This is a genomic window from Acidovorax sp. SRB_14, assembly GCF_012932145.1.
Lineage (GTDB): Bacteria > Pseudomonadota > Gammaproteobacteria > Burkholderiales > Burkholderiaceae_C > Simplicispira.
On record NZ_MWOK01000011.1, the window covers coordinates 98860 to 124133 of the forward strand.

Here is a 25274-nt window from a genome sequence, read left to right on the forward strand (position 1 = left end):
GACACTCCCATGGCCCCCTCGCAAGACACCCCACCGTTCGCCGCAGCCGGCTCGCTCCCTGAGCTGTACCAGATGCTCGACGAAGTGCAGATGAAGAACGGCTGGAACAAGCCCACGCCTTCGCTGTACCCCGAGCCCAAGCAGTGCTTCGTTCCCGCGCGCTGGCGCTACGAACACGCCCGCGCCGCCCTGCACAAGGCCGGTGACCTGGTCGACCCCAAGTGGGCGGAGCGCCGCAACCTGATCATGGCCAACCCGATCCCGGGCAACGACTATCCGACGGTGTCCACCCTGGTGGGCGCATACCAGATGGTCAAAGCCGGGGAGACGGCCCGCAGCCACCGCCATTCACCCAACGCAATGCGCGTCGTGCTCGAGGCCGCGCCAGGCACCTACACCATCGTGGATGGGGTAAAGGTGCCCATGGCGCCGGGCGACGTGCTGCTCACGCCCAACGGTTGCTGGCACGGACACAGCAACGAGAGCAGCACCGAGTCTTACTGGATCGACTTTCTGGATGCGCCTCTCGTGCAGTTGCTGGGACCGATGTTCTTCGAGCAGCATCCAGACACGCTGGAGCGCGCCGATCGCGTCGATCTGGCATCACCAATGCGCTTCGCCTTCACTGACTATTACCCTCGGCTGCTGGCCGCGGCTGAGGTCCGCGCGGGCGTCCGCGCCCTGAAGCTGGGGCCGCCTGAGTTGCGTACCTTCGATCGCACGGTACTGCACCTGCAGCCCGGTACGCGCTGGGCGCGGCCGAGGTCCACCATCAACCGCATCTACTCTGTGATTCGGGGCCAAGGTCGCAGCGAATTCGCTGGCATACAGTTCGACTGGTCGGGCGGCGACATGATCGCCGTGCCGAGCTGGTACGAGCACCAGCTGGTGTGTGGTCAGGAGGCCGTGCTGCTCGAAGTCTCGGACGAACCACTGCTAAAGATGCTCGACTGGGTGCGCGAACAGACGCCCGCTGAAAAGGAAAACGCATGAACAACGACATCAATGCCACCCTCCCTGCGGTGGTCGACCTGATCGTCCTGGGTGGCGGCCTCGCGGGCCACAGCGCCGCGCTGGAGGCGGCCGCGGCCGGTAAGTCCGTGCTGCTGCTCGAAAAGACCGGCCAGTACGGCGGCAGCACAGTGCTGAGCAGCGGCTCGTTCGCCTTTGCCGACACGGCCGCCCAGCGCGAGAAGGGGATCCAGGACACAGACGAACTGCTGCGCGCAGACATCGTGAAGGCGTCCGGCGGCCGTGTCGTTCCAGCGCTCGCCGACCTTTACGTGCAGGAACAGCGGGACGCCTATGAATGGTTGCGGCAGCACGGCGTCGAGTTTCACCCGATCGCCCTGAGTTCCAACCAGGGGGTGCCGCGCACGCACCCGACCGACCCGTGGCAGCTGATGCGTGCCCTTCATGCTCGCGTGCGGGCGAGCCGGAACATCCAGTACGTGGACAACCTGTCAGCGAGCGAGTTGGTGATCGACGCCAGCGGCTCCATCACCGGCGTGGTTGCGGGCGATGGCCATCAGGTCGCAGCCCGCCTGGGCGTCGTGCTTGCCACCGGCGGCTTTTCGCGCGACCGCGAGCTGATCGACAAGTTTTGCCCGCGTCTGGCCAACGCGCTGGTGCTGGGCGGTGAAGGCAACACCGGCGACGGCCTGAAGATGGCCTGGAAGCTGGGCGCTGACCTTCTGGACATGCCCTTCATTACCGGCACTTTTGGTGTATCGCTGAACAACTACCCGCGCACCGAGATCGACCCCGGTCAGGAAGCGCGGCTCACCTTGTCGATCTATAAGGGAGGCATCGCCGTCAACAAGTACGCCGAGCGCTTCGCCGACGAATCGATCTCCTACAAGGTGCTGGGAGAGATCTGCCTGACGCAACCCGACGGCGTCGGCTTTCAGATCTGGGACCAGAAAATCATGGACCAGTCGGCACCGCAGCCGACCTCCAACGACCTGGAAGACGCGTACCGCAAGGGCCTGGTGCACAAGGCGGACGACATCGCGTCGCTGGCGAAGCTGGTGGGGCTGGATCCCGAGCGCCTGCAGCAGACCGTGGCGCGCTACAACAACGATGTGGCCGAGGGTCCAGACACCGCCTTCGGCCGCACGGGCCTGGGCCGCGGCTGGGGCAAACTCGTTGCAATCGACACCGCGCCCTTCTACATCTATCCGTGCTCCACGGGCGTCGTCGCGACTTACTGTGGTCTGAAAGTGGATGCCGACATGCGCGTCATCGACGTACGCGGCACCGCTATTCCGCACCTCTATGCCGCGGGCGAAATTGTCGGCGGATTCCACGGCTCCGGCTACATGAGCGGATCGTCGCTGAGCAAGTCGGTGATCTTCGGGCGCGCCGCCGCTCGCACAGCGCTGGAGACAGCATGAAGCCAATGGTACTGCTGATCCTGGCGCATCCGGACAATCGCGGCTTCGGCGGTGCGCTTGCCGACGCCTACACGGCCGGGTTGCAGGCGCAAGGCTTCGAGGTCCAGATGCTGCACCTTCCCGCGCTGGAGTTTGAAGCCACGCCGGCCGGACGACCGCCCGAGTTGGAGCACGATCTGGTCCAGGCCCGCGACGCGATCCTGCGCGCCCGGCATCTCGTGCTGGTCTATCCCACTTGGTTCGGCGGCATGCCGGCGCGCCTGAAGGGTTTCTTCGAGCGCGCCTTCGGCAACGACTTCGCCTTCAAGTTCAAGCCTGGGTCGCTGCTACCGGAGTCTTATCTCGGCGGCCGGTCAGCGGACGTGCTGGTGACGATGGATACGCCGCCGTGGGCCTACCGCTGGCTGCTGGGTGCGCCGGGCCACAAGCAGGTGCGTCACGCCATCCTGGGACCGTCCGGCATCAAGCCGGTCCGCATCATGTCCTTCGGCCCTCTGCGGTCCTCCAGCGACGAGCAGCGCAAACGCTGGCTGGCACAGGCGCGAGAGCGTGCTGGCGTGGTCGCGCGCAAGCTCACAGCGACCGCGACCTGAGCTGCGTCCCGGCGCCAGGCGCCTGCCGGGCGGGACCGTGCGTCGGAACGTGGCTGCAAATGTTTCGGCGTAGCAGGCGGCACCGCGGGAGCACGCCGCCTTTTTTGTCGAGCGAAAGCTTCCGCGGCGTCCTGATCGTCAGCGTGGCAGCAGCGCTTCAGCAACTATTTCCCCCAACTCGGCCGCCAGTCGCTGGGCGACCCAGCAGACACTGGACGCGACCAGGCCTACGCCCGTGACCACGGCGGAACCGGGAAACTGCGCCAGCGCGATCAGTGCGGCCGACAACGCGATGCGCCCTACGTGGCCAGTCATCAGCAAGACGGCGGGGTATGTCTTCACCATAGAAACTCTCCTTGATTGACTTCAGCTGATGATGCGTACGCGACACCGATGCGTGTGACGCCGTCCACCCCGACGGAACATCACAATGACGCGCCACGCAGGCGCGCCACTCAGGCGCGCGCCAGGATGGCTTCGCCCACGCGCAGGCCAGTAACGCTCACTTGACCAGACCGCCCACGTAGCCCGTCTTCTCACCGCCCTCGAGGCCGCCGGAGGCGCAGCCCGCCGCGTACAAGCCGGGAATCGGCTGCCCTTCGCGGGTTAGGATGCGGCCGTCCCCATCAATGGAGATACCGCTCATCGCGTAGGTGATGCCGGCAATGGCGGGAACGCGTATAACGGCGCCTTCTCGATCGGGTAGGCATCCAACTTCACCATGCTGCGTGCCGGCACCAGACTGGCGAGCGTGCCGGCTCGCTCGGCGTTGTTGTATGCATTCACCTGTGCGACGAGGCCGGCCGGGTAAATGCCGGCCATCCCAGCGAGCTCTTCCAACGAGGAAGCGCGGTGGACGGTGCCTCTGTTCTGCTCCAGCCGGGAATTCGGCGGCGGCATCTGGAACGTGCTTCGTTCCGCCCAGATCCGGTCATCCGCGATGGCATCCATTGGATCGGGTCGCTGAGCCATTTCGTTGGCGACGGTCGTGCCGCCCTGGCCTTCAACCGTAAAGCGCTTGCCGTCTGCCCCGACCAGTGCACCGGCCCCGATGACGTAGTCCAGCCAGAAGCAGGGCCACAGCTTCTCGTTTTGCAGCGCGGCCTGGGACTGAACGTGGCCGTAGAACCCGCGCACGTCGCTGATGGCCGCGCCCACAGCCTGCGCCATCTTGAGGCCGTCACCCATGCCGGTCGCCGCATTGCGTTGCAGGATGCGCGAGGGATCCATGGTCACCGGCCCCTTGGTTAGCTCCGGATTGGAAGACGCCATTCGCAATCACGACAGACCCGGCGTCCATCAGGAAGCTGGTGCCGGCCGGCTTCTGGCCCATGAAACCCGTGACCCTCTCAGTGACCGAGTGACGACGGGGCAGAGCCCTGTACGCGATGGTAAGGCCATGGGTCGGCCAACGACGCGCGGGCATCGCATCGTCTCCCCTGACGCGGCGCAACGTTCTCGGTCTGACCAGATGACCGTTATCATCCCCCCATGGCCTCTCTTCACAATCCTGTAGAACTTCAACGACGTCCGGCTGCGGTCTTCAAGCCGGTGCGCGAGAAACGTGCATTCGAGGAGGTAGCCGACCGCGTACGAGAAATGCTTGAGAACGGCGAGCTGCAGGTCGGCGACCGCCTGCCACCGGAGCGCGAACTCTCCAAGCAGCTGGGCGTGAGTCGCGCCGCCTTGCGCGAGGCACTGCGCACCCTGGAGAACGGGGGCCTGCTCGAACTGCGGCCCGGCAAACTGGGCGGCGCGTTTGTCGCCGATGCGCGCCCCCTGGCGATCTCCGAGAACATGAGCGACCTGCTGCGGCAGGGCGGCATCTCGCTGGCACACCTCACCGAAGCCCGCGCCTGGATCGAGGAAGTCGTCGTCCGCGTCGCGTGCGAACGCGCCGAAGAAGCGGATTTCGCGGCGCTGGAGGAGAACGTCAGACTGGCCGAGAAACTGTTTTCAGAAGGCCAGATGATGGAAAAGCTCCATATCAACATCGAGTTCCACAACGTTCTGGCTGCGGCCAGCAAGAACCCGGTCTTGGTCATGATGACGCAGACGCTGGGCAACGTGATGCGCAGCTTCGCTAGGCGGCTCGGCGCGGAGACCACGCGCAGCGTCGTTCGCTCGCGTACCCGCTTCATCGAGCTGCTGCGCGCACGCAATGCGGACGCCGCCGTGAAGGAAATGCACGAGCACCTGCGTTCCATCCAGAAGGTGTACATGCAGTTCGCGCGGGCCCAGGGCATCTACCAGTTGGCGGTGCCGGCTGCGCCGTCGCTGGTCGCCAAGTCGATCCTGGAAGTGAACGAAGGCGAGGCTCGAAGCACCACCGCGCCTGCAGCGAAGACACCCGCGAAGAAGCTGGCCGCACCGCGCAAGCGGGTGGCCTGATCCTTTCCCGAAGGGCTGGTCTTCCAACCGAAGGACCAGGAGTCCGCTCAATCCGCGAGGGATGCTAGAGATAGACGCAGCGACGCTGCGTGCTCCGCGGCGCGTAGGCCGGTGACTGCCGCACGCGTGAGGCCGCCGACATAGCCTGCGTGTTCGCCGCCTTCGACCCCGCCGATGCAGCTGCCGGCGGCATATAAGCCTGGGAACACGCTGCCGTCAGCACGGCTCGCGCGACTCCAGCCGTCGACGGCGATGCCGCCCATGGTGTGCGTCATCCCGGCCACCAGCGGAACGGCGTAGAAGGGCGCCTGCACGATGGGGAACGCGGGCTTGGTGCCGACGCTGCGTGCCGGCTCGAGCGCACCCAGCTGGCTCGCCGTATGCGCCGCGTTATAGGCAGCTACCTCACGGACAAGCGTCTCGGGTGGCAGCCCCGCCTCGGCTGCCAGCGCCCCGAGAGTGGGCGCCACATGTAACGTGCCGCCACGCTGCACCAGCCGCGGATTTGGTGGCTTGATGTAGGTGCGACCGGGACCGTTCCAGACTATGTCGTCGAACACGACAAAGGCACCGGCCGGCTGTGCCAACTCCGCGAGGCGGTTGGCCAGGAAGATGCCGCCGCGGCCTTCGTCGGCGAAGCGGCGACCATCAGGCCCGACCACGATGGCAGCAACGGCCACCAAGTCCAGCCAGGGATAGGGCCACAAAGCGTCGTTTTGAAGCGCGTCGCGGCATTGCAGGTGGCCATAGAAGCCGCGCATCTGCGATAGCTGCGCGCCTGCCGCCACAGCCATCTGCAGCCCGTCGCCGCGTGCAGTGCGCGCATTGCGCTGAAGCACCTGGTCCGGTTGCGGCGACAGTCCGAACTGTTTTACCAGTTCTGGATTTGCCTGGAAGCCGCCGTCGGCAATCACAACCGCCTGGCAACGCACTTCGAAGTCGTCGCCACGCACACCGTGGCAAGCGCCGTCGCGTAGGACGAGCTCACGCGCGCGCCGTCCGCGCAGCACGCTGCCGCCGCCCGCGACTAGCGCGGCCTCCAGCCGGCGCAGCATGACGTCGCCCGCGCGGCCGAGGATGTCGAATGGGCCGTTGCGATGCAGCGACGGCGGTGCCAGCGAGAACGCATGGTGCGGCTCGGCGCTGGCCTTCATGAAACGCACGCCGCAGGACTGCAGCCAGCGCACGGCGCGCAGTGAATCTTCAGCCAGCGCACGCTGCAAGCCCGGATGGGCAGTGCCGCGGCTGGCTACGGCGATGGCCTTTTCCAACGCATCGGCCCCGATGGCAGGGGACTTCATCGCCATGTGGAAGATGCCGTTGGTCATCCGGGAGTTGCACAGGTAACGCGCCTCAGCCGACTGTTCAAGCAGGACAGCACGCAAGCCCAGCTGCGCCGCGCGCGCCGCCGCCGTCAAGCCGGCCAGACCGCCCCCGACCACGCAGATGTCTACATCCAGTACTTGTGTCATTGGGGCAGGAGAGTGTCGGCCACGAGCGCCAGGACGTCCAGAGCCACCTTCAGCACGAAGTTGAGCGCCACGCCGGCCGAAACGCCGACTGCCCACAGCTCCGGTAGCCCAGTCCGGGTGCCGATCCAGCCGATGATGGCGGCCACCGCCACACCTGCACCCACCCGCATCACCTTGTCATGGCGCAGCGCGAAGCGGAGGGATTGATAGTCTTCTGCCGCCTGCACGGGTGGCAAGGAAGTGGTCTGCGTCATGTTCTGTCCTGTCTCTTGAGATGTGTGGTTAAAGGGGCCATCGGCCGGCCTGCGGCGCAATGGCCCTGGCGTCCGGTTACTCTACGAGAGGCATCTGCGCGGTCTTGACGAACTCGCGCCAGCGCTGCCCTTGGGCGCTCACCATGTTGTGGAAATTCCCGGGGGTTCCGGTCATCGGGTAGTGCGCCATCTTGGCAAGGCGCTCGATGATCTCGGGATCCCTAGCCGTCTCGTTGATCACGGCGTTGAGGCGTCGCACGAGGTCCTCCGGCAGACCGGCGCGGCCCACCAGGCCACTGAACAGTTCCATCGTAAAGTCGAAGCCGCACTCGCGCATGGTCGGGACATCCGGCAGTCCATCCTGCCGCTTCGGGGTGGATACGGCCAGCGCTTTGAGCCTTCCAGCCTTCACCAGCGGCAACGCGACATTGGGTGCGCTGAAGGTCAGCGCAATGTTGCCGGAGACCACGTCGGCCACGGAGGCGGCATCGCCCTTATACGGCACGTGTGTCATGTCCAGCTTGGCTGTACGGTTGATCCACTCGCCGGCAAGATGGTTGCCCGTTCCGCCCCCGGCCGAGGCGTAGGCCAGCTTGCCGGGGTTGGCCTTGGCATAGGCAGCGAACTGGCGCAGGTCCTGCACGGGCAGCGAGTTTGGCGCCACCGCCACGTAAGCGTAGCCGCAAGCCACGCCGATCATCGTGAAGTCGCGCGCGGGATCGAAGCGAGGGTTCTCCTGCGTCGCCGGATTGAACACGAGTTGCGCGGTCGGGGCCCACATCAGTGTGTGGCCATCGGCCGGTTGCGCCAGCATCTGGCGCGCCGCAATGTCGCCGTTGGCGCCGGGCACATTCTCCACAATGACCGGCTGGCCCAGGGTGCGGGCCAGCCTCTCGGCAAACATGCGCGCCACGATGTCGGTGGGACCGCCGGGCGAATAACCGACCAGGATACGCACGGGGCGTTGCGGATAGCTCTGCGCCTGGAGGGGCAGTCCGGCCATCGTGAGCGCGCCGCCGACCAGCAGTTGGCGCCTTGAGAAAATCGTCATGGAAATTACCTTTAAATTTGGTCAGACCTATCTAGGGACCCAACGTTCTCACAAGGATCCACTGCGGTAAGCTTATCACCGCATTCCGCAATGATATTATGGTCGGACCACATTTTCAAGGCTGGCATGAGCCTGTCACATTTTTTAGTACTACACCCATGAGCACTTTCAGAACTTCCCTCGTTACCGGCGCCGCCGGCGGCATCGGCCTCGAAACCGCCGAAACCCTTGCACGCCGCGGCGACCGCGTGATCCTGCTAGATCGCAGCGACCAGGTGCAGGAGGTTGCTGCGGCCATGCGCGCTGAGGACCTGCAGGCCGAAGCCTTCGTCGCCGACTTAACGGACTTGGCGCAGATCGACGACGTGGCCAACCGCATCCTGACTTTCACCGGCGGCATCGACATCCTGGTCAACAACGCTGGCGTCCATCCCAAGATCAATGGGCGCATTCCCGGTTTCGAGGACATTACGGCGCAAGACTGGGAAATGGTGTTTCGCATCAACACCACCGCGCCCTTCTTGCTGTGCCAGCGGTTCCTTGGAGGGATGAAGGAGAAGAAGTGGGGCCGCGTCGTCAATATCGCGTCGCGTGCGGCGCGCGCGTACTCGGACCGCGCCGGCACGCACTACTCGGCCTCCAAGGCCGCGGTAATCGCCATGACCCGCAAGTTCGCCGGCGACTACGCCGCATACGGCATCACCGCCAACTGCATCGCCCCTGGCCAGATCATGACACCCCTGGCCCGACGGTCCACCCCGGAAGTGCTGGAGGCGGCGGTGCGCCGCATTCCGGTAGGGCGGATCGGCACAGTGGAAGAAGTGGCCGCCGCCGCGGCCTACTTCACCAGCGACCTCGCGGCCTTCGTGACCGGCACTGTGCTAGACGTCAACGGTGGCGAAACCATGTTGTGAGTGCCGCAACAAGAGCGCTCAGGTGTGGCCGGGAAAACCTAGCAGCTTCGGGTGCAGAGTGCGCTATCGGCCTGGCCGATAGCGCGTTAGTCAACGGAGTGCGCTCGACGCTTCGGCGACCTCGTCGGCACTTTTGCCAAGTCCTCTGTGATAGGCGCACCGTATCCACCTTCTAACTTAAAGACCAATGGACTCAAGTCGATAAGAATAGCCGAAGGCGTCTTGAAGCTTCAGGATGTCTGCTTCTCTGATCGGGCACGTTTGTCAAGTGCGCAGCGTCTCGGTATTCATTGGGTACGTCGAACAGAACGTCTCGGTGCAGCTCACGCTTGTCTACGCAGTCGGGATCGGCCGTGAGGCCGACGCTGCACACATTGGTCAGAAGGAACGGAAGAGCCATGCTTTTGGACGCGCTGTGATGCGCAGCAGTCATATACGGCTTCATCCGGACCATCGTCTACACCTCGACGCTCAAACTCTGGTTCCCTTCAGTTTTTCGATCATGACAGGCCTTCTTTAGGCTTCAGGCCGCCGTCACCTCTGGCGGTTGCCGACCCCAGCGGAAGTCAGACTCGTCGACCCACATGCGATGCAGGATCACCGCCAGCTTGCGGGCCACGGCAATCACCGCGCGTCGATGGCCTCGCGTCTTGGCCAGGCGCATGCCCCAGGCTTTGAGCGATGACCACTGTGCATTGCGCGTGAGCAGCGAGTGCGCGGCAATGTAGAGCGCGCTGCGCACGTCGGCATCACCCGCTCGGGAGATGTGGCCTGGGTTGTCGACCTCGCCTGACTGATAGCGTTTGGGCGTCAGGCCGAAGTGGGCTGCGACGTTGCGCGAGGACTTGAAGCGCGCCGGGTCGTCGACGCCCGCCTTGAAGGTCAGCGCGGTGACCGGCCCAACGCCGGGAATCGTCATCAGGCGTGTGCACAGCGGGTCGGCCTTGACCAGCGCCTTGATGGCGTTGTCGAGCTTGAGGTAGGTCTTGTAGAGCATAGTGCGTGCATCCAGCAAGGGCGTGAGCGCGCAGGAGAGCATCTCGTCATGCGCAAAGGTCTCGCGCACCTCGGCGTCGAAGGCGCCATGGCCGACCCGGCTCGCCAGGCGGGTGCCGAAGACGCGCAGCAGGCCCCGCAGTTCGTTCTCCAAGTCGACGCATTTCTTCAGGATGGCCTTGCGGCTGGCGAGCAGCGCACGCACGCGGTGGCTGTGCAGGCTCTTGATATGCACGCGGCTGTACCAGCCGGTGCGCAGGATCTTGGCGATACCGCGCGCGTCATTGCGATCGGTCTTGTTGCGCATCGCTGAGAGGGTGTTCTTGACCTGCCGGGCTTCCAGGCAGATGACTTCGAAGCCGGCTGCTTGCAGGCCGTAAGTGAGGTACTGGCTCAGGGCGCCGGCCTCGAATCCGACAGAGGTCACGTCCGGGCTGAAGGCGCGCAGCCAGTCCGCGATAACGTCGACCTGCGCATCGAGCTTGGCCTCGCGGCAGACTTCGCCCTTGTCGTCCACGATGCAGATCGACACGGAGCGCAGGGACACATCGATTCCGGTGAAGTAGGTCATGGAACTCTCCTTCGTAGTGGGTTTACGAGTCTAGGAAGAGAACTCTGCGGGTCAATCAACCCGCCCGATCACCGATGCTTCTGGCCGGTACCGCTAGTTCACAGGCCGTGAAAGCTGCCTTGACCTGCGTGGAGCCGCGGATCATGGTCGCCCTATGCGATAGCTCTGCTAAATGGTGGGTCCTGGCAGTGCAGCGGTCACTCGGCCCATGAAAAGCCCAATGACCGGTAATGGCGGCAGCCATCGGTCCGCCAAAACTGGATGAGGCAGCCAGCCTGAAGCCGACCCCAATCGACGACGTCGGCTTTGCAGCGTTAGGCGACGCTGGTCGACCCCTGGTTTAACGTCAGCTTCGGGGCCAAGCGGTCACAGGAGCCGGCGGCGATTGATAATCCTGCATGCCTAAGGATCTACCGACCGCCACCCAAGCTTGGGAAGACGTCACCTTTTTTTCAATCGACACCAACCTCATCCAGGCCGCCGGCTACAACTTCGCGCAAGGGGCACTGCATCAGCTGCCGAATCAATTGCCCGAGTCGATCGGACTGCAATTGCCGGAGATTGTGGTGAGCGAAATCGTGAAGCACCGAATGGATTCAGTGCACAAGGCGCACAAGCAGCTCAAGGGTGCAGCCGATGATCTGCAACGGCTGACTACTGTGGACGTCTCAAAAGTCCAAGGCTCCATCGAAGAGCTGAATGCGATCGAGGCGGCCACTCAGCACTTCACCCAACAGGTTCACGACTATGCAGCCCAGTGCCGCGGCGCCGTCTTGCCCACGACAGGTGCGAGCGCCGTGGCCAAACTGTTCGCCGACTACTTTGCACAGCGGCCCCCATTTGGACTGAGTGAGAAGAAGAAGGCGGAATTCCCCGACGCCATGTGCCTGTGGCAGCTCGAGCGTTACGCCAAAGACAATAACACCATCGGCATCATCGCGTCGGACGACAATGGGTGGAAACAATACGCGGCCGAGTCGGAAACGCTGTACTGCGCGAGTTCGATCGACGAGTTGGCGGCTCTCTTCGCTGCGACAAACGAGCACGCCAATTCCATTAAGGAGAAGATCGCTGCTGCCGTCAAGGACGCGGGTTCTCCATTGGGTACCGCTCTCACGGATGCGCTGAATCAACACATTGCAAACGCGCAATGGGACGCCTCAGAGGTCTACTCAGGCTCATCGCACCGTCTCGAAGCGGAGCCTTCCGATGCCCATGTCGCAAGTTACAGCATTGACGGAGATATCAGCGTCTGGTCTGTGAAGGGTGAACCCACGACGTGGATCGTCGAACTGACCGTGCGCGTCAAGGCGAACGTTGACGTGTCCGTCGAATTCTTCGCTTGGGACTCCATCGACAGGGAGGAGCTGAGCCTTGGGGCGCAAGAATTCACTACCGAGGAAGAGGTCGATGTCGACGTCTTCCTCACCTGCGCCGACGTGCACCTGGAAACCGAACCGAGCGATTGGGACACCGACTTCGAGATTGCTGACGGCAACTACTCCCTCGAAGGATTTCAGGTCGAGCTGGACTACGGGCCGCCGGACGACTATTAGTCTACGAGCGCATTTGGACTAGATCCCTCAGCCGGCGGCTGCTTCCCGTCCCTTACCTGACACGCGCCGACCTAGCGCGACAGTCGGCAGTCAGCCTGAAGCGGTCGCTGCGCCTTGCATTTTCATAAGGTGCCGTACTCCGATGATGGAGCAGCCGCTGCCCAATGAAATTCCGCATACGAACTACTGCTCGATCCTCTGGCCCAAAAATAGAATGTCAACGACTCGCGGGCCGGGCGTCGCAAAGGCATGGTTTAAGAACGCCATGGAGTTGCGGTAGCCTAGGAATGAACCACTGTGGCTTGCGCGAGCGGCCCCTGTGCAACAACGTCCGCCACGGCCAAGTAGTGCGCCAAGGGAAGCGTGATTGCACCGCTGACCTTGCTAAGATCATCGTAGCGGCGCAGGCGAATGGCCTCCTGTGCAAATGGCTGAGCGGCAAATCGCATCGCCTCCTTCGGCAAGAAGGGGCCACCCTGCAAATGCAGGCTAAGCTGCGATGCAGATGACAGCCTTTCCCAATATCCAGACTCTGTAGCGCACAGGTAGCGCTTCGCGTCCACGTGCAGGCGGATGGGCTCCAGCACTGCGTCGGGTAGCAGCCCTCGCAGGAACGGTATGGCCACGTACTGGTGAAGATCGTCGTGCTGCGTAGAGTCGCCTCCCGGCGCCAAAAGATGCCCTAGGTCGTGCAGAAGCGCGGCCACGACCGTGGCGGGCGTTTCACCCGACTTCTCGGCCCATTGCGCGCACTGCAGCGCGTGCTCCAGCTGGGTTACGGCCTCGCCGCCATACTGGTTGCCCCCGCGTGTTGCAAGCAGATGGCCAACATCGTCAAGACTCAAGGCCATGTCTACACCAGCGCCTTGCGGATGCGTGCCGACACCAGGTCAATCACCGTCACCGTGACCACGATGATGAGCATGACGGCGCAGGTCTCCGCGTACTGGAAGCCCCGGATGATTTCCCACAGCACCACGCCAATGCCGCCCGCGCCCACCATGCCCACGACCGAGGCCGAGCGCACGTTGGCCTCGAATCTGTACAACGTGAAGGAAATCCACAGCGGAAACACCTGCGGTATCACGCCGTAGATGATTTCGTGCAAGGCGCTGGCGCCGGTGGAGCGGATGCCTTCCACCGGCTGCGGGTCAATGGCCTCAACCGCTTCAGAAAAAAGCTTGGCCAACGTGCCGGTGGTGTGGATCCACAACGCCAGCACCCCGGCAAACGGCCCCAGGCCTACGGCCACCACGAAGAGCATTGCGAACACCATCTCGTTGATAGCGCGAAAGGCATCGAGCACCCGGCGCACTGGCTGGTTGACCCACCAGGGTGCGATGTTGGTAGAGGCCAGCAGCGCCAGCGGAACAGCGGTAACCACGGCCAGTGCCGTGCCCCACAGCGCGATCTGCAAGGTGACCAGCATCTCTTGCACGTAATGCTGCCACTGCGCGAAGTTGGGCGGGAAGAACTCGGCAGCATACTGCGCCATGTTGCCCGAGTCGTTGATGAGATCCATCGGGCGCATGTCTGCACCCCTCCACGACGCGGCCAGCACCACCAACAGGATGCCCCAGGACAAATACCAGACAAGGCTGCGCTTGGGCGCGGCGGCGCTCGTCAGGGACGCGAGCGAGGGAGTCAGAGCGGAAGACATGGTGAGACGGGCCGGGAGATTGCTGGGTGGAGTGATTACTTCAAGGACGCGAGCTGCTGGTCGATCTCTGCCAGGCGGGTCTTTTTGTCGGCGTCAGCCAGCGTGCCGTCGGCTTCGATCTTGTTGCGCTTGCCGAACAGGTCCAGCTGGCGGATGGGCGTGAGCTGCGCGTTGGTTGAAGGCTTGAAACCCGAGAGTTTGGAAATCTTCATGACGACCTCTTTCTGCCGCGCATCGGTCTTGGCGTAGTTGTAGAAGAAGTCCTTGAGCTTGGTCTTGGTGGCTTCAGGAAGGTCCCTGTGCATGACCAGCGGGTCGAGTGCGATCAACGGCGAGGTCCAGACAATCTTGATGTCTTTGAACTTCTCGGGCTGGCGTTCCTTGATTTTTTCCAGGTTTTCGCTGTTGTTGGTCGCCACATCCACCTGCTTGTTGGCCACGGCCAGGGCGTTGGTCTCGTGATTGGCGCTGCGCACCACCTTGAAGTGGGTTTTGGCGTCGACCTTGTTCTGGGCGAACGCGTAGTAGCCGGGGACCAAGAAGCCAGAGGTCGAGTTAGGGTCTCCATTGCCAAAGCTCAGCGACTTGCCGGCCTTAAGCACGTCGTCCAGCGTGGCCAGGGGGCTGTCCTTGTGCACGATCAAGTGCGAGTAGTAGCCCTGCGTTCCGTCGGCATTCACCATTTGCGCGAACACTTCCGCGTTGGCACGGTCCACGGCTTCCATGGCTGACTTATTGCCCAGCCAGGCCACCTGGACCTTGTTGAAACGCATGCCTTCAATGATGCCGGCGTAATCCGGTGCAAAGAAGGCCCGCACCTTCATGCCCGTCTGCTTGGCCATGTCGTCCAGTAGCGGCTGCCAGTCTGCCTTGAGGTTCTGCGACGCTTCGGTCGAGATGATGCCGAAGTTGATGTCTTGGGCAATGGTGCCCGTAGTGAGGCCGAGGCCGAGGGCCAGGGCTGCGCACAGTTTCTTAATCATGGTAACTCCCGAAGAGTGGAAACGAGGAGAAGTGAAGAACGGAGGGGAAAGTGCTGCAGGGAACGCGGTTGCGCCTCAAGCGGCATGGGCCAGCGGCTGCGAGGCCCAGCCGGGCACCGGCTGCGGAACTGGCGTGGGCACTATCGCGACGGCGGGAGGCACAGCTCCTGCAAGAAGCTCTTCAGCGTGTGCGCCATACAGCTGGCGCAGCAGCGCGGGCGTAAGGGCAGCCGAAGGGCCGTCATAGACCACGCGGCCTTGGTGCAAGGCAATCACGCGGGGGCAGTATTTGATGGCCACATCCACCTGGTGCAGCGAGACGATGACGGTGCTGCCGTCCTCGCGGTTGATGCGCGCCAGGATATCCATGACCTTGCGCGAGGATTCCGGGTCAAGCGATGCAATCGGTTCGTCGGCCAGCACCACCTTGGCGCCCTGCACCAGGGTGCGGGCAATGGCGGCGCGCTGCTGCTGCCCGCCCGAGAGGGTGGAGGCTCGCTGCGCATGGCAATCGGCAATGCCCACGCGGGCCAGTGCTTCCAGCGCCAGGGCGCGCTCCTGCGGGTGGAACACACGCAGCCAGGACCGCCAGCGGGGGGTGCGGTGCAGCAGGCCCACCAGAACATTCATCATCACCGGCAGGCGGTCCACCAGATTGAACTGTTGGAATACGAAGCCCACCTGCGAGCGCACCTTGCGGATGTCGCGGTGGACGCGCCCGCCCTGCTGTACGCAGCGGCCGTCGATCTCAATCAACGAGCGGCTGTCGCCGTCGGCCACCACCAGCCCGGCCACATGGCGCAGCAGCGTGGATTTGCCGGAACCCGAGGCTCCTATCAGCGCCACCATCTCGCCGGCATGGACCGTGAGGTCAATGTCGCGCAGTGCGTGCTTGCCATTGGCGAAATGCTTGTTCAGTTGCTGGATGCGCAATGCGATGGTCATGAGAAGAGCTCCAAGTCGTCTATACAAGTGCAGTGTGGAAGCGGGCTGTGACAGTGGTTTGACAGTCGCGAGAAGTTTGAAAGTCAAGGCAGCGCAGACCCCTCCGCCGTAAGAGATTGCTATTTTTTCGATAGCCAACAGCGCACTTTCCAATAGTTCACAGCACGCGCTGCCCTTCGCGCCACAGACCGCGCACTACGGCCTGCTGCGAGCCATCGGGCAGAGGCGCCATGTGTACCTGGACCAGGTCAGCGCGCAGGCCCGGGTTCAGTTCGCCCCGGTCCTCCATACCCGAAGCGCGGGCCGGGTTGCGCGTGACGGTTGCCACGGCCTGAGGCAGCGTCAGAATGCCGTCGTGAACCAGGCGCATCACTGCGCTGAGCAGGCTGCCCGGCACATAGTCGGACGAGAGGATGTCCAGCAGGCCCTGGCGCGCCAGCTCGTCCGCCGCCACGTTGCCTGAGTGCGAGCCGCCGCGCACCACGTTGGGCGCGCCCATCACGGTCAGCAGGCCGCGCGCGTGCGCCGCCTGAGCTGCCGCCAGCGTGGTCGGAAACTCAGACATGGCTGCGCCCTCAGCATGGGCCTGATCGACGTGCGCCACCGTGGTGTCGTCGTGGCTTGCCAGCGCGATGCCGTGGGTGCGGCAGTAGTCCACGAAGTAGGCACGGTGCGGCTCGGCGTATTGCGCCTGAAGGGTGGCCGCATGCTCCACCTGGCGCTCGAACTTCTCACTGCTCCAGCCCTTTTTGCCGGTGTAGTAGGTACGCGCCTGCTCGATGTTCTCCCACTGGCGCTGGCCCGGCGTGTGATCCATCAGCGAAATCAGCGAAAGGCGCTGGTGCCCATGGAACGGGCCGAACAGGTCGATGGTGTTGGGCGCGGGCAGCTCGCAGCGCACGTGCAGGTGGTGGTCGGCGCGCAGCAGGTTGCGCTCGGTGCAGGTGTCAATGGTCTCTAACACGCGGTTCCACGCGCTGCCGCGCAGGCTGTCCACGTCAGCCTCGCCCACTCCCAGCGCATCAAGAACTGTGGTGATGCCTGCCGCGGCAATCTCGGCGTCATGTGCCAGCAGGGCCGGCATCGGGGCCCACTGCACCTTGGGGCGCGGCATCAGGTGACGCTCGAAGTTGTCGGTGTGTACCTCCACCAGGCCCGGCAGCAGGTAGTCACCCCCCAGGTTGATGCCCTGCAACGCGGACGTGCCGCCCGAGTCCAGGGAGGCAATGCGCCCGCCCTGCACCGACAGCGAGCCCTGCACCACCTCGCCGGGCAGCACCATGCGGGCATTGCGAAAGACTGTAGTGGCGCTCATGCGGCCACCCCGCGGAAGTCGGCCACGTTCACGCGGCGCGTGGCAACGGCGGTGCCCACGTGCGCGTCGTGGAAGATTCCGACCAGCGCGGCACCGCGCGCTACGGCCTCGCGAACCAGGGCGATGACCGTGTCGGTATTGGCTGCGTCTAGCGACGCTGTGGGCTCGTCGAGCAGCAAGAGGGGCTTGGGCTTAATCATGTTGCGCGCGATGTTGATGCGCTGCTGCTCGCCGCCTGAGAAGGTGGCCGGCGGCAGGTGCCACAGCCTCTCAGGGATGCGCAGGCGCGTGAGCCACTGGCGCGCCGCTTCGCGTGCGGCTTCCAGCGCCACGGCATCGTCGCCAGCGTCTTCGGCCAGCGGTTCGGCCACCACGTCGAGCGCGCTCACTCGGGGGATCACACGCAGGAACTGGCTGACGTAGCCCACGGTGTCGCGGCGCAGCTGCACCAGGGCGCGCGGGCTGGCTTGGGTCACGTTTACTGCCGGGCCATTGGCGGGCTGCACGGTAATGCTGCCGGCATTGGCGCGGTAGTTGGCGTAGATCAGCTTGAGCAGCGTGCTCTTGCCCATGCCCGAAGGCCCGTCGAGCACCACGCATTCGCCGGGGTCAACGCGGAGGTCCACGTTGCCGAGCACGGGCAGCTCGACGCTGTTCTGGTGATGCAGGGTGAAGCGCTTGGCCACCCCTGTCATCTGCAGGATGGGTGCGGGTGTGTTCATCATCATGGTTGCAGTACCGAGGAAACGAGGAGCTGGGTGTAAGGGTGCTGGGGGTCGTCGAGCACCTGGTCGGTGAGGCCGGACTCGACCACGCGGCCGCGCTGCATCACCACCATGCGGTGGGCCAGCAGGCGGGCCACGGCCAGGTCGTGCGTAACGACGATGGCCGCCAGCTGCATCTGCCGCGTGAGCTGGCGCAGCAGGTCCAACAGACGCGCCTGCACCGACACGTCGAGCCCCGAGGTGGGTTCGTCCATGAATACCAGGCGCGGCTGGGTGACCAGGTTGCGGGCGATCTGCAGGCGCTGGCGCATGCCGCCCGAGAAGGCGCGCGGCGCGTCGTCGATGCGGCTCGCATCGATCTCCACGCGCTGCAGCCATTCGGTGGCAGTGGCGCGCAGGCGGCCGTAATGGCGCTCGCCCAGGCCCATGAGCCGCTCGCCCACGTTGGCCCCGGCGGAGACATCCATGCGCAGGCCGTCGGCCGCGTTCTGGTGCACGAAGCCCCAGTCGGTGCGGGCCAGCAGGCGCTGCTGCGCCTCGCCCATGGCGAGCACGTCCTGCAGGCTTCCGTCGCGCGCCTGGAACTGCACGCTGCCCGCATCGGGGCGGCTGCGCGCGGCCACGGCATTGAGCAAGGTGGACTTGCCGGAGCCGGACTCGCCGACCACGGCCAGCACCTCGCCGGGCCACAGATCGAACGACGCATCCTGCAACGCAACGCGCTGGCCGTAGCGCTTGCTGATGCCGCGCACACTGAGCAGGGGGGTGGGGGTTGAAAGGGTAGCGTCCATGTCAAGGTTCAATCGAGAAGCTCAGGCCGTGCTGCGCAAAGCCCAGGGATTCATAGAAAGCATGCGCATCGGTGCGCTTGCGGTGGGACGACAGGGCCAGCTTGTAGCAACCGGCTTCGCGCGCCAGCTGCATGGCGTGCGCCATCATCTGGCGGCCGATGCCCTGGCCCTTGCGGTCGGCGGCGACCACGACGTCTTCGACGATGGCGGAGGGTGCGCCGCGGTGGGCAAGGTTGTGCATGACCAGGAGCGCATAGGTGCCGACCACGGCGGCGCCGGGCGCGGCGCTATGGCAGGCCACCCACAGGCGGTAGCTCGGGTACGCGCGGAACTGCGCCAGCATGGCCTTGGCATCCGCCAGGCTCAGCACGAGCTCAGGGCTGTCCTCGATGCCCTGATACAGGGCCAGCACCTCGTCCAGGTCGGCCTCGGTGGCCTCGCGCAGGGTCACCGTGCTCACGCGGGCACCTTTTCGGAGGCGGTCCCCGCAGCTTGGCGCTCCTGGCAGTAGTCCGAGTCCGAGCACACATGCAAGCGCGTGCCCTGGTCGTCGGTGATGACCTCGTCGAGAAAACTGTCGGTGGCGCCGCACAGGGCGCAAGCAGCATCCCAGCGCTGCACCTCGAAGGGGTGGTCCTCGAAGCCCAGGCTTTCCACCGGGGTGTAGGGCGGCACGGCGTAGATGCGCTTTTCGCGGCCCGCGCCGAAGAGCTGCAGCGCAGGGTTCATGTGCATCTTGGGGTTGTCGAACTTGGGGATGGGCGACGGTGCCATCACGTAGCGGCCATTGACCAGCACCGGGTAGTCGTACGTGGTGGCGATGTGGCCGTAGCGCGCGATGTCCTCGTAGAGCTTGACGTGCATGAGCCCGTACTCGGCCAGGCCGTGCAGGGTGCGCGTCTCGGTCTCGCGCGGCTCCAGGCGCTGCATGGGCTCGGGCACCGGCACCTGGTAGACGATGACCTGGCCTTCGGCCAGCGGGGTCTCGGGGATGCGGTGGCGCGTCTGGATCAGCGTGGCCTCGACCGTGCGCGTGGTGGTATCCACGCCCGTGGTGCGTTCGAAGAAGCGGCGGATGTTGACCGCATTGACGGTGTCGTCCGAGCCCTGGTCGATGACCTTCAGGCAATCCTCGGGCCCGATGATGGCCGCAGTGACCTGGATGCCGCCCGTGCCCCAGCCATAGGGCAGCGGCATCTCGCGCGAGCCGAAGGGCACTTGGTAGCCGGGGATGGCGACCGCCTTGAGGATGGCGCGGCGGATCATGCGCTTGGTGCGCTCGTCCAGGTAGGCGAAGTTGAAGTTGCCGTCGGTGGGCGCGGCGTCCTGGGGCAGGCCCATCAGCGCGGGCTCGTGGGGCGCGTTCATGCGTCGTCTCCTGGGTTCGTGTCGTCCGAAGTGATGGCTGCGGCAGTGGCGCGCATGCGGCGCACCAGCTCCAGCTCGGACTGGAAGTCCACGTAGTGCGGCAGCTTCAGATGCTGCACGAAGCCCGAAGCTTCGAGGCTGTCGCTGTGCGAGAGCACGAACTCCTGCATCTGCGCGGGCGACTCCACCGGCTCGCCCAGCTCGTCGGCGCGCAGGGCGCGGTCCACCAGGCTCATGGCCATGGCCTTGCGCTCGCTGTGGCCGAACGCCAGGCCGTAGCCGCGCGTGAACTGTGGCGGCTGGTGCTTGCTGCCCGCAAACTGGTTGACCATCTCGCACTCGGTGATTTCCATGTCGCCGATGGAGATGGCAAAGCCCAATTCCTCGGGCACGACTTCCACGGCCGCCGTGCCCAGGCGCAGCTCGCCCACGAAGGGGTGCGAGTGCGCATAACCGCGCTGCGTGGAATACGCCATGGCCAGCAGAAAGCCCTCGTCGCCGCGCGCCAGGTTCTGCAGGCGCGTGGCGCGGTTGGCCGGAAAGCGCAGCGGCTCGCGCGTGAGGTCGGCCGGGGCGGGGTCGCCGGGGGGCACGGGGCGGGTTTCGATCAACCCTTCCTGATTGAGCAGGTCCACCACGCGTGGCGTAGTGGCCGGCGCATCGACCGTGGGCGTCGGAGCTGGCGCTGCGCTCGGCGCCTCGCCTTGCGCCAGCAGCGTGAAGTCAAGCAGCCGCTGGGTGTAGTCGTAGGTGGGGCCCAGCACCTGCCCGCCGGGCAGGTCCTTGAAGGTGGCCGAAATGCGCCGGGCCAGCTGCATGCGCGCCGTGTCCAGCGGCTGTGTGGTGCCCAGGCGCGGCAGCGTGGCACGGTAGGCGCGCAGCAAAAAGATGGCTTCGACCAAGTCGCCCGAGGCCTGCTTGATGGCCAGGGCTGCAAGCTCGGGGTCGTACACCGAACCTTCGGTCATCACGCGGTCCACGGCCAGCTTGAGCTGCGCGCGGATCTGCGACACCGAAAGCTCAGGCTCGGCAGTGTCGCCCCGGCGCTGCTCGGCCAGCAGGCGGTAGCTGTTGAGGATGGCGGTTTCCCCGCCCTTGACGGCAACGTACATGGGCTTCAGGCCTCCGCGTTGGATAGTGAATCGATACGGGTGGTGCGCGGCAGGCCGGCGATGTGCGTGGCCGTCGCCAGCACCACGTCCACCCCCCGCGGGAACGCACCGTGGTTCTCGGTCCACTGCGCAGCGAAGTCGCCCGGCAAGCCGGCCACGAGAAGGTGCTGCGCACTGCGGATGCCGGGGCCCGTGAGGCGCCAGTTGCCCGACCCCTCCACGGCCGGCGCCAGCACGGCCACGTCGATAACACAGGTGGCGGACTGGTCCGGGTACTCATCGCTGCCGCACTGCAGCCTGGCCAGTGCCGGAAGCGCATCGCCCGCGGCCACCCAGGCAAAACGTGCCACTTCGGGCGCATCCACCAGCACACAGCCGGTGTGAAAGCGCAGCCACACACCGGCCTGGCTGGCCGCCAACGTGGGCGACAGCCACAGCGTGCATTCGCTGTCGAGCAGGGCCAACAGCACTACAGCCGATGCGGCGTGGCCGGTGGCAGGCACCTCGGCATCGTGCGCAATGGCCACCGGATCACCGGGCTGGGACAACGCAGTGAGCACCGAGCGGAAAACGCCCTGGCTGCCCAGGGCCTCACTGGAAAAGCCGGCACCAAGTGCGGCCAGTGAAGTGGTAGGGGTGGGGCTCATTCCTGATCCTCCTCACCATCGTCGTTAATGCTCCCGCTTTCGCGGGCCACCGTGAAGAAGTCGACCCGCGTGCTTGCTGCGCTGACCTGGCGTGCGGATTGCGCCTGGGCCAGATGCTGGCGGATGGGGTCGAGCAGGCTGGTATCGAGCGCAGCCTGGTGCGCCGGGTCCTGCAGCAGCGCATCGGCCAAGGCGGCCAGGCGCACCTGGCGGTGCGACCGGCCCAGCACATAGGCGACCCCCACGGTGGGATCGGCTCCGTCGTCGCCGTCCACACCCACGCGAAGTGCGCAGCGGGTGACCGTCACCTCGCCCAGGTTGAAGCGCTCACCGGTGCCACCAGCACGGCCCTGCACCATCATCAAACCCGTCTCTGGGGCGCGGAGCCAGCGCGCAGAGAGGGCCGCGTGCTCACTGAGCGCGGGTTCCAGGATCTCGACAGGCGCGCGTGCCAGCAACGCCATCCAGTGCGCCCGCGAGAGTGGCCTGCCTGGGCCGGAATTGTCAAAGGCTTGAAACATGTGGGTGGTACTCTTCAAAGTTGTATAGACAAGTTGAATAATTTCCGCCAGCTTAGATAGCGCTCATGTAGGTTTCATGACAGCCACCACCAGCACACCACTTTTTGCAAACCCTGCGCCTGCCGTCCGCCCGGCCCGCGACAGCTTCTGGACCCGCATCGCCGCCGAACTGGCCGAATCCATCGGCAGCGGCATTTATTGCCCCGGTGAGCGCCTGCCCTCGGAACACGCGCTTGCCGAGCAGTTCGGCGTGAACCGGCACACCATCCGCCGCTCGTTGGCCAGCCTGTGCAGCCAGGGTCTGGTGCGCATCACCCAGGGCAGCGGTACCTATGTAGAAGACTTCGCCGTGGACCTGGCGCTGGGCAAGCGCGTGCGCCACCAGCAAGGCCTGGCCCAGGCCGGCTTGCGCGGCAGCCTGGTGGTGCTGGAGGAAAAGCAGGTGCGCGCCACGGCTGCAGTGGCGAAAGCATTGCAGGTGCGCACGCGCAGCCCGCTATTGGCGTTGCGCGTCATCGGACAGGCCGAGGGACAGCCCCTGCACGTGAGCGAGCGCTACTTCCCCTTGCCCCGCTTTGAGCGTCTCGCGGATGTGGTGCGCGAGACGGGTTCCATTACTGCAGGCTTCGCAGCACACGGCGTGGCCGACTACACGCGCCGCGAAAGCCGCATCACCGCGGAACTGCCCGATGCCGTTGTTGCCGCCGAACTGCGGCAGCCAGCTACGCGCCCCGTCCTGCTCGTCAAAAGCCTGAACGTGGATCTGGCCGGCACGCCTATTGAATTTGCGCACGCCTGGTTTGCCGGAGACCGCGTCAAGCTCACCATCACCCATGACGATCAGTAACACCCCGCCCTTCCCTGTCGCCGCGCACCGCTACGCGGTGTATTTCGCACCCGAGCCAGCCACCCTGGCCTGGCGGGCCGGCAGCCACTGGGTGGGCCGGTGCGCCGCGCGTGGGCAGCCATTGCCGCAACTCGACATCGATGGCGTGACGCGGACCCAACTTGAGCAGCTTACCGCCGCACCGCGCCGCTATGGTTGGCACGCCACGCTCAAGGCACCGTTCGCCCTGGCACCGGACGTGGACTGGCTCACCCTGCAGCACGCTGTGCGGAGTTTGGCCAAGGGACTGCGTCGGTTTCAGCTGCCGCCCTTGCAGGTGCAGCGTGTCGACGACTTTCTCGCGCTCGTGCCGATGGCCCAGCATGCGGCCAATGCTGACATCCAGGCCGCTACCGACGCCTGCGTGACTCAGCTACAGCCGCTGTCAGCGGCACTCTCCGATCAAGAGCTTGCGCGACGTCGTGCCGCCGGCCTGACGCCACGCCAGGACGAGCTGCTGCGGCAATGGGGCTACCCGTTTGTGTTTGAGGAATATCGCTTTCACATGTCGCTTACCGGCGCACTGACCGGTACGGACCCGGCCACGGTGGCGCGGGTGCACGATGCGGCAGAGCAATTCTTTGCCGACCTGCCTGCCCTGCAGTTCAGTAGCCTTGCGCTGTTTGCCGAGCCCACGCCAGGCGCGGACTTCGCGCTGGTAGACCACGTGGGGTTAGGCCAGTGACGGCACGTCTTATCTACGTCATGGGGCCGTCGGGCGCAGGCAAAGACAGCCTGCTGGATTGGTTACGCGCGCGCTTGCCCCCAAGCGCCCCAGTGCACTGGAGCCAACGCACGATTAGCCGCAAGGTCGTGCCCGGCGGCGAGAATCACGAAAGTGTCTTACCAGAGGAATTTGCCAGCTTGCGCGACAGCGGAGCGTTTGCCCTGCATTGGACAGCCAATGGTCTGGACTATGGCATCCGTCATGCACAGCTGGCACCGGCCGAGCATGGCCAATGGGTGTTAATCAACGGCTCGCGAGGCTATTGGTCAGACGCGCAGAAGCAGTTTGCCCACATAGTTGGCGTCCACATCACGGCCAATCCACAAGTGCTGCGCCAGCGCCTCTTATTGCGGGGCCGTGAGACGCCGGAGCGGATCGAAGCTCGCGTGCAACGCGCCATGGCGTTCAGGCCGCCCACTGGCAGCGCCAGTATTGAAGTGCACAACGACCGCACACTCGACTACGCCGGCAATGAACTGCTTGCTGCATTACGACAACTGTCGAAATGGCCGGTCTGACAACGCTTGCAAAATTACCCGATGCCGCACCAGCAGGTCATTTTTCTGCATTTCCGACTCAGCCGCATGGTTTGAAGCCTGTAGTTCATCCCGCGGTACACCAAGCTAGGTCGGCTTTGCAGCGAGGCTGTGTGATAACGCGTGAGAAAGCCGTGAGATGAACGTGTGGCTTTCAGTTTCCAGTGTTCAGCCGGGAATTTGAAGTTTTTGGGGACGACGAGCCGCTGTGGGGCCCCTGGAGGTCAATCGCAGACCCTCTCGGCACAATATAGACCGTCAAAAGGGCACCTTACGCCCTCAGCAGAAGCATTGCCTTCTTTGTCTGCTCAAAGCCGAGGATGCTCAGGACGAGTTTGAAGTTGTACGCCAGCACGTTCAGGCCCATTTCCGTCGCCACGTTCTGGATTCCGCTCGTCAGAAAGTGCGTCCAGCCCATCCAGTGTTTTAGGGTGCCAAAGACGTGCTCGATGGTGCTCTTGCGCACGGTCACCATCGGCGCGCTGTGGGAGCAGGACCTGCGCTTTGCCGACATATCGACTGTGGCAAACAGGGAGGGCTTCGATGTTGCGAGCGTTTATGTCGATGTGATGCCGGCCTTCATCTCCGCGATGCACCGGGTGCGGGGATGGCTGGCCACAACGAACTTTGTCCCGATCGGCAGCGATGGCCGCATCTACTACCGCTCGTTCGGAGATGAGCCGCCGGCTCAACAGTTAGGCTTCAGGGCATTGGCGACGCCGAGCAACTATTGATCCGGCCCTGTGAAGTCTTAACCTTTTCGGCCCTCAGCGCACTGTGTGTCCGCAGGCTGAATTTCATAGTTCACAGGTCCGGAGCAATAAAAATGGATGAACGTGGGCGGCGTCCGCGGGAAAACCGAAC

The 25274-nt window shown here is 64.7% G+C and carries 29 protein-coding genes and 1 pseudogene; 10 read left to right on the forward strand and 20 right to left on the reverse strand.

Annotated features, from left to right (window positions below; translation table 11 throughout):
- Positions 1-9: 9 nt before the first annotated feature.
- Genes B2J86_RS10595 through B2J86_RS10605 form a run of 3 tightly spaced genes read left to right on the forward strand, consistent with a single transcriptional unit; the run spans position 10 to position 2989 of the window.
- Positions 10-993 carry a cupin domain-containing protein gene (locus tag B2J86_RS10595; RefSeq protein WP_173025520.1) on the forward strand — a complete coding sequence of 328 codons (984 nt, stop codon included), beginning with the start codon at positions 10-12 and terminating at the stop codon, positions 991-993.
- On the forward strand, positions 990-2396 hold the full coding sequence (locus B2J86_RS10600) for an FAD-dependent oxidoreductase (RefSeq protein WP_173025521.1): 1407 nt from the start codon (positions 990-992) through the stop codon (positions 2394-2396). The genes B2J86_RS10595 and B2J86_RS10600 overlap by 4 nt, the downstream gene beginning before the upstream one ends.
- Positions 2393-2989, forward strand: coding sequence for an NAD(P)H-dependent oxidoreductase (locus B2J86_RS10605; protein ID WP_173025522.1), 597 nt, complete (start codon positions 2393-2395; stop codon positions 2987-2989). The genes B2J86_RS10600 and B2J86_RS10605 overlap by 4 nt, the downstream gene beginning before the upstream one ends.
- Positions 2990-3127: 138 nt before the next feature.
- Here B2J86_RS10605 and B2J86_RS10610 read toward each other — a convergent pair whose 3' ends face one another.
- The 3 genes from B2J86_RS10610 to B2J86_RS18425 form a co-directional block, all read right to left on the reverse strand.
- Positions 3128-3334, reverse strand: coding sequence for a hypothetical protein (locus tag B2J86_RS10610; protein WP_173025523.1), 207 nt, complete (start codon positions 3332-3334; stop codon positions 3128-3130).
- A gap of 157 nt (positions 3335-3491) precedes the next feature.
- Entirely contained in the window at positions 3492-3671 is a 180-nt protein-coding gene (locus B2J86_RS18420; protein WP_371736417.1) for an FAD-binding protein, read from the reverse strand.
- Entirely contained in the window at positions 3632-4219 is a 588-nt protein-coding gene (locus tag B2J86_RS18425) for a hypothetical protein (RefSeq protein ID WP_371736402.1), read from the reverse strand. The genes B2J86_RS18420 and B2J86_RS18425 overlap by 40 nt, the downstream gene beginning before the upstream one ends.
- 261 nt (positions 4220-4480) lie before the next feature.
- Here B2J86_RS18425 and B2J86_RS10620 point away from each other — a divergent pair, with 261 nt between their 5' ends.
- Positions 4481-5380, forward strand: coding sequence for a FadR/GntR family transcriptional regulator (locus B2J86_RS10620; RefSeq protein ID WP_173025524.1), 900 nt, complete (start codon positions 4481-4483; stop codon positions 5378-5380).
- A 47-nt stretch (positions 5381-5427) separates the two neighbouring features.
- Here B2J86_RS10620 and B2J86_RS10625 read toward each other — a convergent pair whose 3' ends face one another.
- From B2J86_RS10625 to B2J86_RS10635, 3 genes are all read right to left on the reverse strand, one after another.
- Positions 5428-6852 carry an FAD-dependent oxidoreductase gene (locus tag B2J86_RS10625; protein WP_173025525.1) on the reverse strand — a complete coding sequence of 475 codons (1425 nt, stop codon included), beginning with the start codon at positions 6850-6852 and terminating at the stop codon, positions 5428-5430.
- Positions 6849-7106 (reverse strand): hypothetical protein, encoded by a 258-nt coding sequence (locus B2J86_RS10630; RefSeq protein WP_173025526.1) that lies wholly within the window; start codon positions 7104-7106, stop codon positions 6849-6851. Before B2J86_RS10630 ends, B2J86_RS10625 begins: the two co-directional genes overlap by 4 nt.
- 76 nt (positions 7107-7182) lie before the next feature.
- Complete coding sequence (locus tag B2J86_RS10635; protein WP_173025527.1) at positions 7183-8157, reverse strand: tripartite tricarboxylate transporter substrate binding protein; 975 nt, start codon at positions 8155-8157, stop codon at positions 7183-7185.
- Between the two features lie 158 nt (positions 8158-8315).
- Between B2J86_RS10635 and B2J86_RS10640 the strand changes: the two genes are divergently transcribed.
- A complete protein-coding gene (locus B2J86_RS10640) occupies positions 8316-9071 on the forward strand; it encodes an SDR family NAD(P)-dependent oxidoreductase (RefSeq protein WP_173025528.1) in 756 nt (251 codons plus the stop codon).
- A 523-nt stretch (positions 9072-9594) separates the two neighbouring features.
- On the opposite strand, the gene B2J86_RS10645 is transcribed toward B2J86_RS10640, so the two are convergent.
- Positions 9595-10638 carry an IS110 family transposase gene (locus B2J86_RS10645; protein WP_173025529.1) on the reverse strand — a complete coding sequence of 348 codons (1044 nt, stop codon included), beginning with the start codon at positions 10636-10638 and terminating at the stop codon, positions 9595-9597.
- A 398-nt stretch (positions 10639-11036) separates the two neighbouring features.
- Here B2J86_RS10645 and B2J86_RS10650 point away from each other — a divergent pair, with 398 nt between their 5' ends.
- The gene (locus B2J86_RS10650) at positions 11037-12194 is read left to right on the forward strand and encodes a PIN domain-containing protein (protein WP_173025530.1); all 1158 of its coding nucleotides are present in this window, start codon (positions 11037-11039) and stop codon (positions 12192-12194) included.
- 281 nt (positions 12195-12475) lie between these two features.
- Here the strand turns inward: B2J86_RS10650 and B2J86_RS10655 are convergent, their stop codons facing one another.
- The 12 genes from B2J86_RS10655 to phnG form a co-directional block, all read right to left on the reverse strand.
- Entirely contained in the window at positions 12476-13045 is a 570-nt protein-coding gene (locus B2J86_RS10655; RefSeq protein ID WP_173025531.1) for an HD domain-containing protein, read from the reverse strand.
- 2 nt (positions 13046-13047) lie between these two features.
- Positions 13048-13854 (reverse strand): phosphonate ABC transporter, permease protein PhnE, encoded by an 807-nt coding sequence (gene phnE / locus B2J86_RS10660; RefSeq protein WP_173025532.1) that lies wholly within the window; start codon positions 13852-13854, stop codon positions 13048-13050.
- A 35-nt stretch (positions 13855-13889) separates the two neighbouring features.
- Positions 13890-14837, reverse strand: a complete 948-nt coding sequence (gene phnD / locus B2J86_RS10665) for a phosphonate ABC transporter substrate-binding protein (RefSeq protein WP_173025533.1) — start codon at positions 14835-14837, stop codon at positions 13890-13892.
- Positions 14838-14912: 75 nt separating this feature from the next.
- A complete protein-coding gene (phnC, locus tag B2J86_RS10670) occupies positions 14913-15782 on the reverse strand; it encodes a phosphonate ABC transporter ATP-binding protein (RefSeq protein WP_173025534.1) in 870 nt (289 codons plus the stop codon).
- Positions 15783-15939: 157 nt separating this feature from the next.
- Positions 15940-17097 carry an alpha-D-ribose 1-methylphosphonate 5-triphosphate diphosphatase gene (locus B2J86_RS10675; protein ID WP_173025535.1) on the reverse strand — a complete coding sequence of 386 codons (1158 nt, stop codon included), beginning with the start codon at positions 17095-17097 and terminating at the stop codon, positions 15940-15942.
- The gene (gene phnL, locus B2J86_RS10680) at positions 17094-17819 is read right to left on the reverse strand and encodes a phosphonate C-P lyase system protein PhnL (protein ID WP_173025536.1); all 726 of its coding nucleotides are present in this window, start codon (positions 17817-17819) and stop codon (positions 17094-17096) included. Before phnL ends, B2J86_RS10675 begins: the two co-directional genes overlap by 4 nt.
- A gap of 2 nt (positions 17820-17821) precedes the next feature.
- Positions 17822-18613: a phosphonate C-P lyase system protein PhnK gene (gene phnK / locus B2J86_RS10685; protein WP_173025537.1), complete on the reverse strand. Its 792-nt coding sequence runs from the start codon at positions 18611-18613 to the stop codon at positions 17822-17824.
- A gap of 1 nt (position 18614) precedes the next feature.
- On the reverse strand, positions 18615-19073 hold the full coding sequence (locus tag B2J86_RS10690) for a GNAT family N-acetyltransferase (RefSeq protein WP_173025538.1): 459 nt from the start codon (positions 19071-19073) through the stop codon (positions 18615-18617).
- Positions 19070-19981, reverse strand: coding sequence for an alpha-D-ribose 1-methylphosphonate 5-phosphate C-P-lyase PhnJ (locus B2J86_RS10695; RefSeq protein ID WP_305792581.1), 912 nt, complete (start codon positions 19979-19981; stop codon positions 19070-19072). The genes B2J86_RS10690 and B2J86_RS10695 overlap by 4 nt, the downstream gene beginning before the upstream one ends.
- The gene (locus B2J86_RS10700; protein ID WP_173025539.1) at positions 19978-21093 is read right to left on the reverse strand and encodes a carbon-phosphorus lyase complex subunit PhnI; all 1116 of its coding nucleotides are present in this window, start codon (positions 21091-21093) and stop codon (positions 19978-19980) included. The genes B2J86_RS10695 and B2J86_RS10700 overlap by 4 nt, the downstream gene beginning before the upstream one ends.
- A 5-nt stretch (positions 21094-21098) precedes the next feature.
- Positions 21099-21740, reverse strand: coding sequence for a phosphonate C-P lyase system protein PhnH (phnH, locus tag B2J86_RS10705; RefSeq protein ID WP_173025540.1), 642 nt, complete (start codon positions 21738-21740; stop codon positions 21099-21101).
- Positions 21737-22261: a phosphonate C-P lyase system protein PhnG gene (gene phnG / locus B2J86_RS10710; protein ID WP_173025541.1), complete on the reverse strand. Its 525-nt coding sequence runs from the start codon at positions 22259-22261 to the stop codon at positions 21737-21739. Before phnG ends, phnH begins: the two co-directional genes overlap by 4 nt.
- A gap of 76 nt (positions 22262-22337) precedes the next feature.
- Here phnG and phnF point away from each other — a divergent pair, with 76 nt between their 5' ends.
- Genes phnF through phnN form a run of 3 tightly spaced genes read left to right on the forward strand, consistent with a single transcriptional unit; the run spans position 22338 to position 24392 of the window.
- A complete protein-coding gene (gene phnF / locus B2J86_RS10715; protein ID WP_173025542.1) occupies positions 22338-23108 on the forward strand; it encodes a phosphonate metabolism transcriptional regulator PhnF in 771 nt (256 codons plus the stop codon).
- The gene (locus tag B2J86_RS10720) at positions 23095-23832 is read left to right on the forward strand and encodes a DUF1045 domain-containing protein (RefSeq protein WP_173025543.1); all 738 of its coding nucleotides are present in this window, start codon (positions 23095-23097) and stop codon (positions 23830-23832) included. Before phnF ends, B2J86_RS10720 begins: the two co-directional genes overlap by 14 nt.
- Positions 23829-24392 (forward strand): phosphonate metabolism protein/1,5-bisphosphokinase (PRPP-forming) PhnN, encoded by a 564-nt coding sequence (phnN, locus tag B2J86_RS10725; protein WP_371736406.1) that lies wholly within the window; start codon positions 23829-23831, stop codon positions 24390-24392. The genes B2J86_RS10720 and phnN overlap by 4 nt, the downstream gene beginning before the upstream one ends.
- A gap of 289 nt (positions 24393-24681) precedes the next feature.
- Here the strand turns inward: phnN and B2J86_RS10730 are convergent.
- Positions 24682-24867 (reverse strand): annotated as a pseudogene (locus tag B2J86_RS10730) (transposase); the annotation flags it as partial.
- A 1-nt stretch (position 24868) separates the two neighbouring features.
- Here B2J86_RS10730 and B2J86_RS10735 point away from each other — a divergent pair.
- Positions 24869-25144, forward strand: a complete 276-nt coding sequence (locus tag B2J86_RS10735) for a hypothetical protein (RefSeq protein WP_173025468.1) — start codon at positions 24869-24871, stop codon at positions 25142-25144.
- Positions 25145-25274 lie beyond the last annotated feature (130 nt).

Coding starts and splice junctions, on each gene's coding strand:
- B2J86_RS10695 (WP_305792581.1), bottom strand. CDS start 19,981: ATGAACGCGCCCCACGAGCCCGCGCTGATGGGCCTGCCCCAGGACGCC.
- B2J86_RS10650 (WP_173025530.1), top strand. CDS start 11,037: ATGCCTAAGGATCTACCGACCGCCACCCAAGCTTGGGAAGACGTCACC.
- B2J86_RS10720 (WP_173025543.1), top strand. CDS start 23,095: ATGACGATCAGTAACACCCCGCCCTTCCCTGTCGCCGCGCACCGCTAC.
- B2J86_RS10645 (WP_173025529.1), bottom strand. CDS start 10,638: ATGACCTACTTCACCGGAATCGATGTGTCCCTGCGCTCCGTGTCGATC.
- phnE (WP_173025532.1), bottom strand. CDS start 13,854: ATGTCTTCCGCTCTGACTCCCTCGCTCGCGTCCCTGACGAGCGCCGCC.
- phnC (WP_173025534.1), bottom strand. CDS start 15,782: ATGACCATCGCATTGCGCATCCAGCAACTGAACAAGCATTTCGCCAAT.
- B2J86_RS10600 (WP_173025521.1), top strand. CDS start 990: ATGAACAACGACATCAATGCCACCCTCCCTGCGGTGGTCGACCTGATC.
- B2J86_RS18425 (WP_371736402.1), bottom strand. CDS start 4,219: ATGGATCCCTCGCGCATCCTGCAACGCAATGCGGCGACCGGCATGGGT.
- B2J86_RS10605 (WP_173025522.1), top strand. CDS start 2,393: ATGAAGCCAATGGTACTGCTGATCCTGGCGCATCCGGACAATCGCGGC.
- B2J86_RS10595 (WP_173025520.1), top strand. CDS start 10: ATGGCCCCCTCGCAAGACACCCCACCGTTCGCCGCAGCCGGCTCGCTC.
- B2J86_RS10620 (WP_173025524.1), top strand. CDS start 4,481: ATGGCCTCTCTTCACAATCCTGTAGAACTTCAACGACGTCCGGCTGCG.
- B2J86_RS10625 (WP_173025525.1), bottom strand. CDS start 6,852: ATGACACAAGTACTGGATGTAGACATCTGCGTGGTCGGGGGCGGTCTG.
- B2J86_RS10630 (WP_173025526.1), bottom strand. CDS start 7,106: ATGACGCAGACCACTTCCTTGCCACCCGTGCAGGCGGCAGAAGACTAT.
- B2J86_RS10610 (WP_173025523.1), bottom strand. CDS start 3,334: ATGGTGAAGACATACCCCGCCGTCTTGCTGATGACTGGCCACGTAGGG.
- B2J86_RS10675 (WP_173025535.1), bottom strand. CDS start 17,097: ATGAGCGCCACTACAGTCTTTCGCAATGCCCGCATGGTGCTGCCCGGC.
- phnD (WP_173025533.1), bottom strand. CDS start 14,837: ATGATTAAGAAACTGTGCGCAGCCCTGGCCCTCGGCCTCGGCCTCACT.
- B2J86_RS10635 (WP_173025527.1), bottom strand. CDS start 8,157: ATGACGATTTTCTCAAGGCGCCAACTGCTGGTCGGCGGCGCGCTCACG.
- B2J86_RS10700 (WP_173025539.1), bottom strand. CDS start 21,093: ATGTACGTTGCCGTCAAGGGCGGGGAAACCGCCATCCTCAACAGCTAC.
- phnG (WP_173025541.1), bottom strand. CDS start 22,261: ATGTTTCAAGCCTTTGACAATTCCGGCCCAGGCAGGCCACTCTCGCGG.
- phnL (WP_173025536.1), bottom strand. CDS start 17,819: ATGAACACACCCGCACCCATCCTGCAGATGACAGGGGTGGCCAAGCGC.
- phnF (WP_173025542.1), top strand. CDS start 22,338: ATGACAGCCACCACCAGCACACCACTTTTTGCAAACCCTGCGCCTGCC.
- phnK (WP_173025537.1), bottom strand. CDS start 18,613: ATGGACGCTACCCTTTCAACCCCCACCCCCCTGCTCAGTGTGCGCGGC.
- B2J86_RS10655 (WP_173025531.1), bottom strand. CDS start 13,045: ATGGCCTTGAGTCTTGACGATGTTGGCCATCTGCTTGCAACACGCGGG.
- B2J86_RS10640 (WP_173025528.1), top strand. CDS start 8,316: ATGAGCACTTTCAGAACTTCCCTCGTTACCGGCGCCGCCGGCGGCATC.
- phnH (WP_173025540.1), bottom strand. CDS start 21,740: ATGAGCCCCACCCCTACCACTTCACTGGCCGCACTTGGTGCCGGCTTT.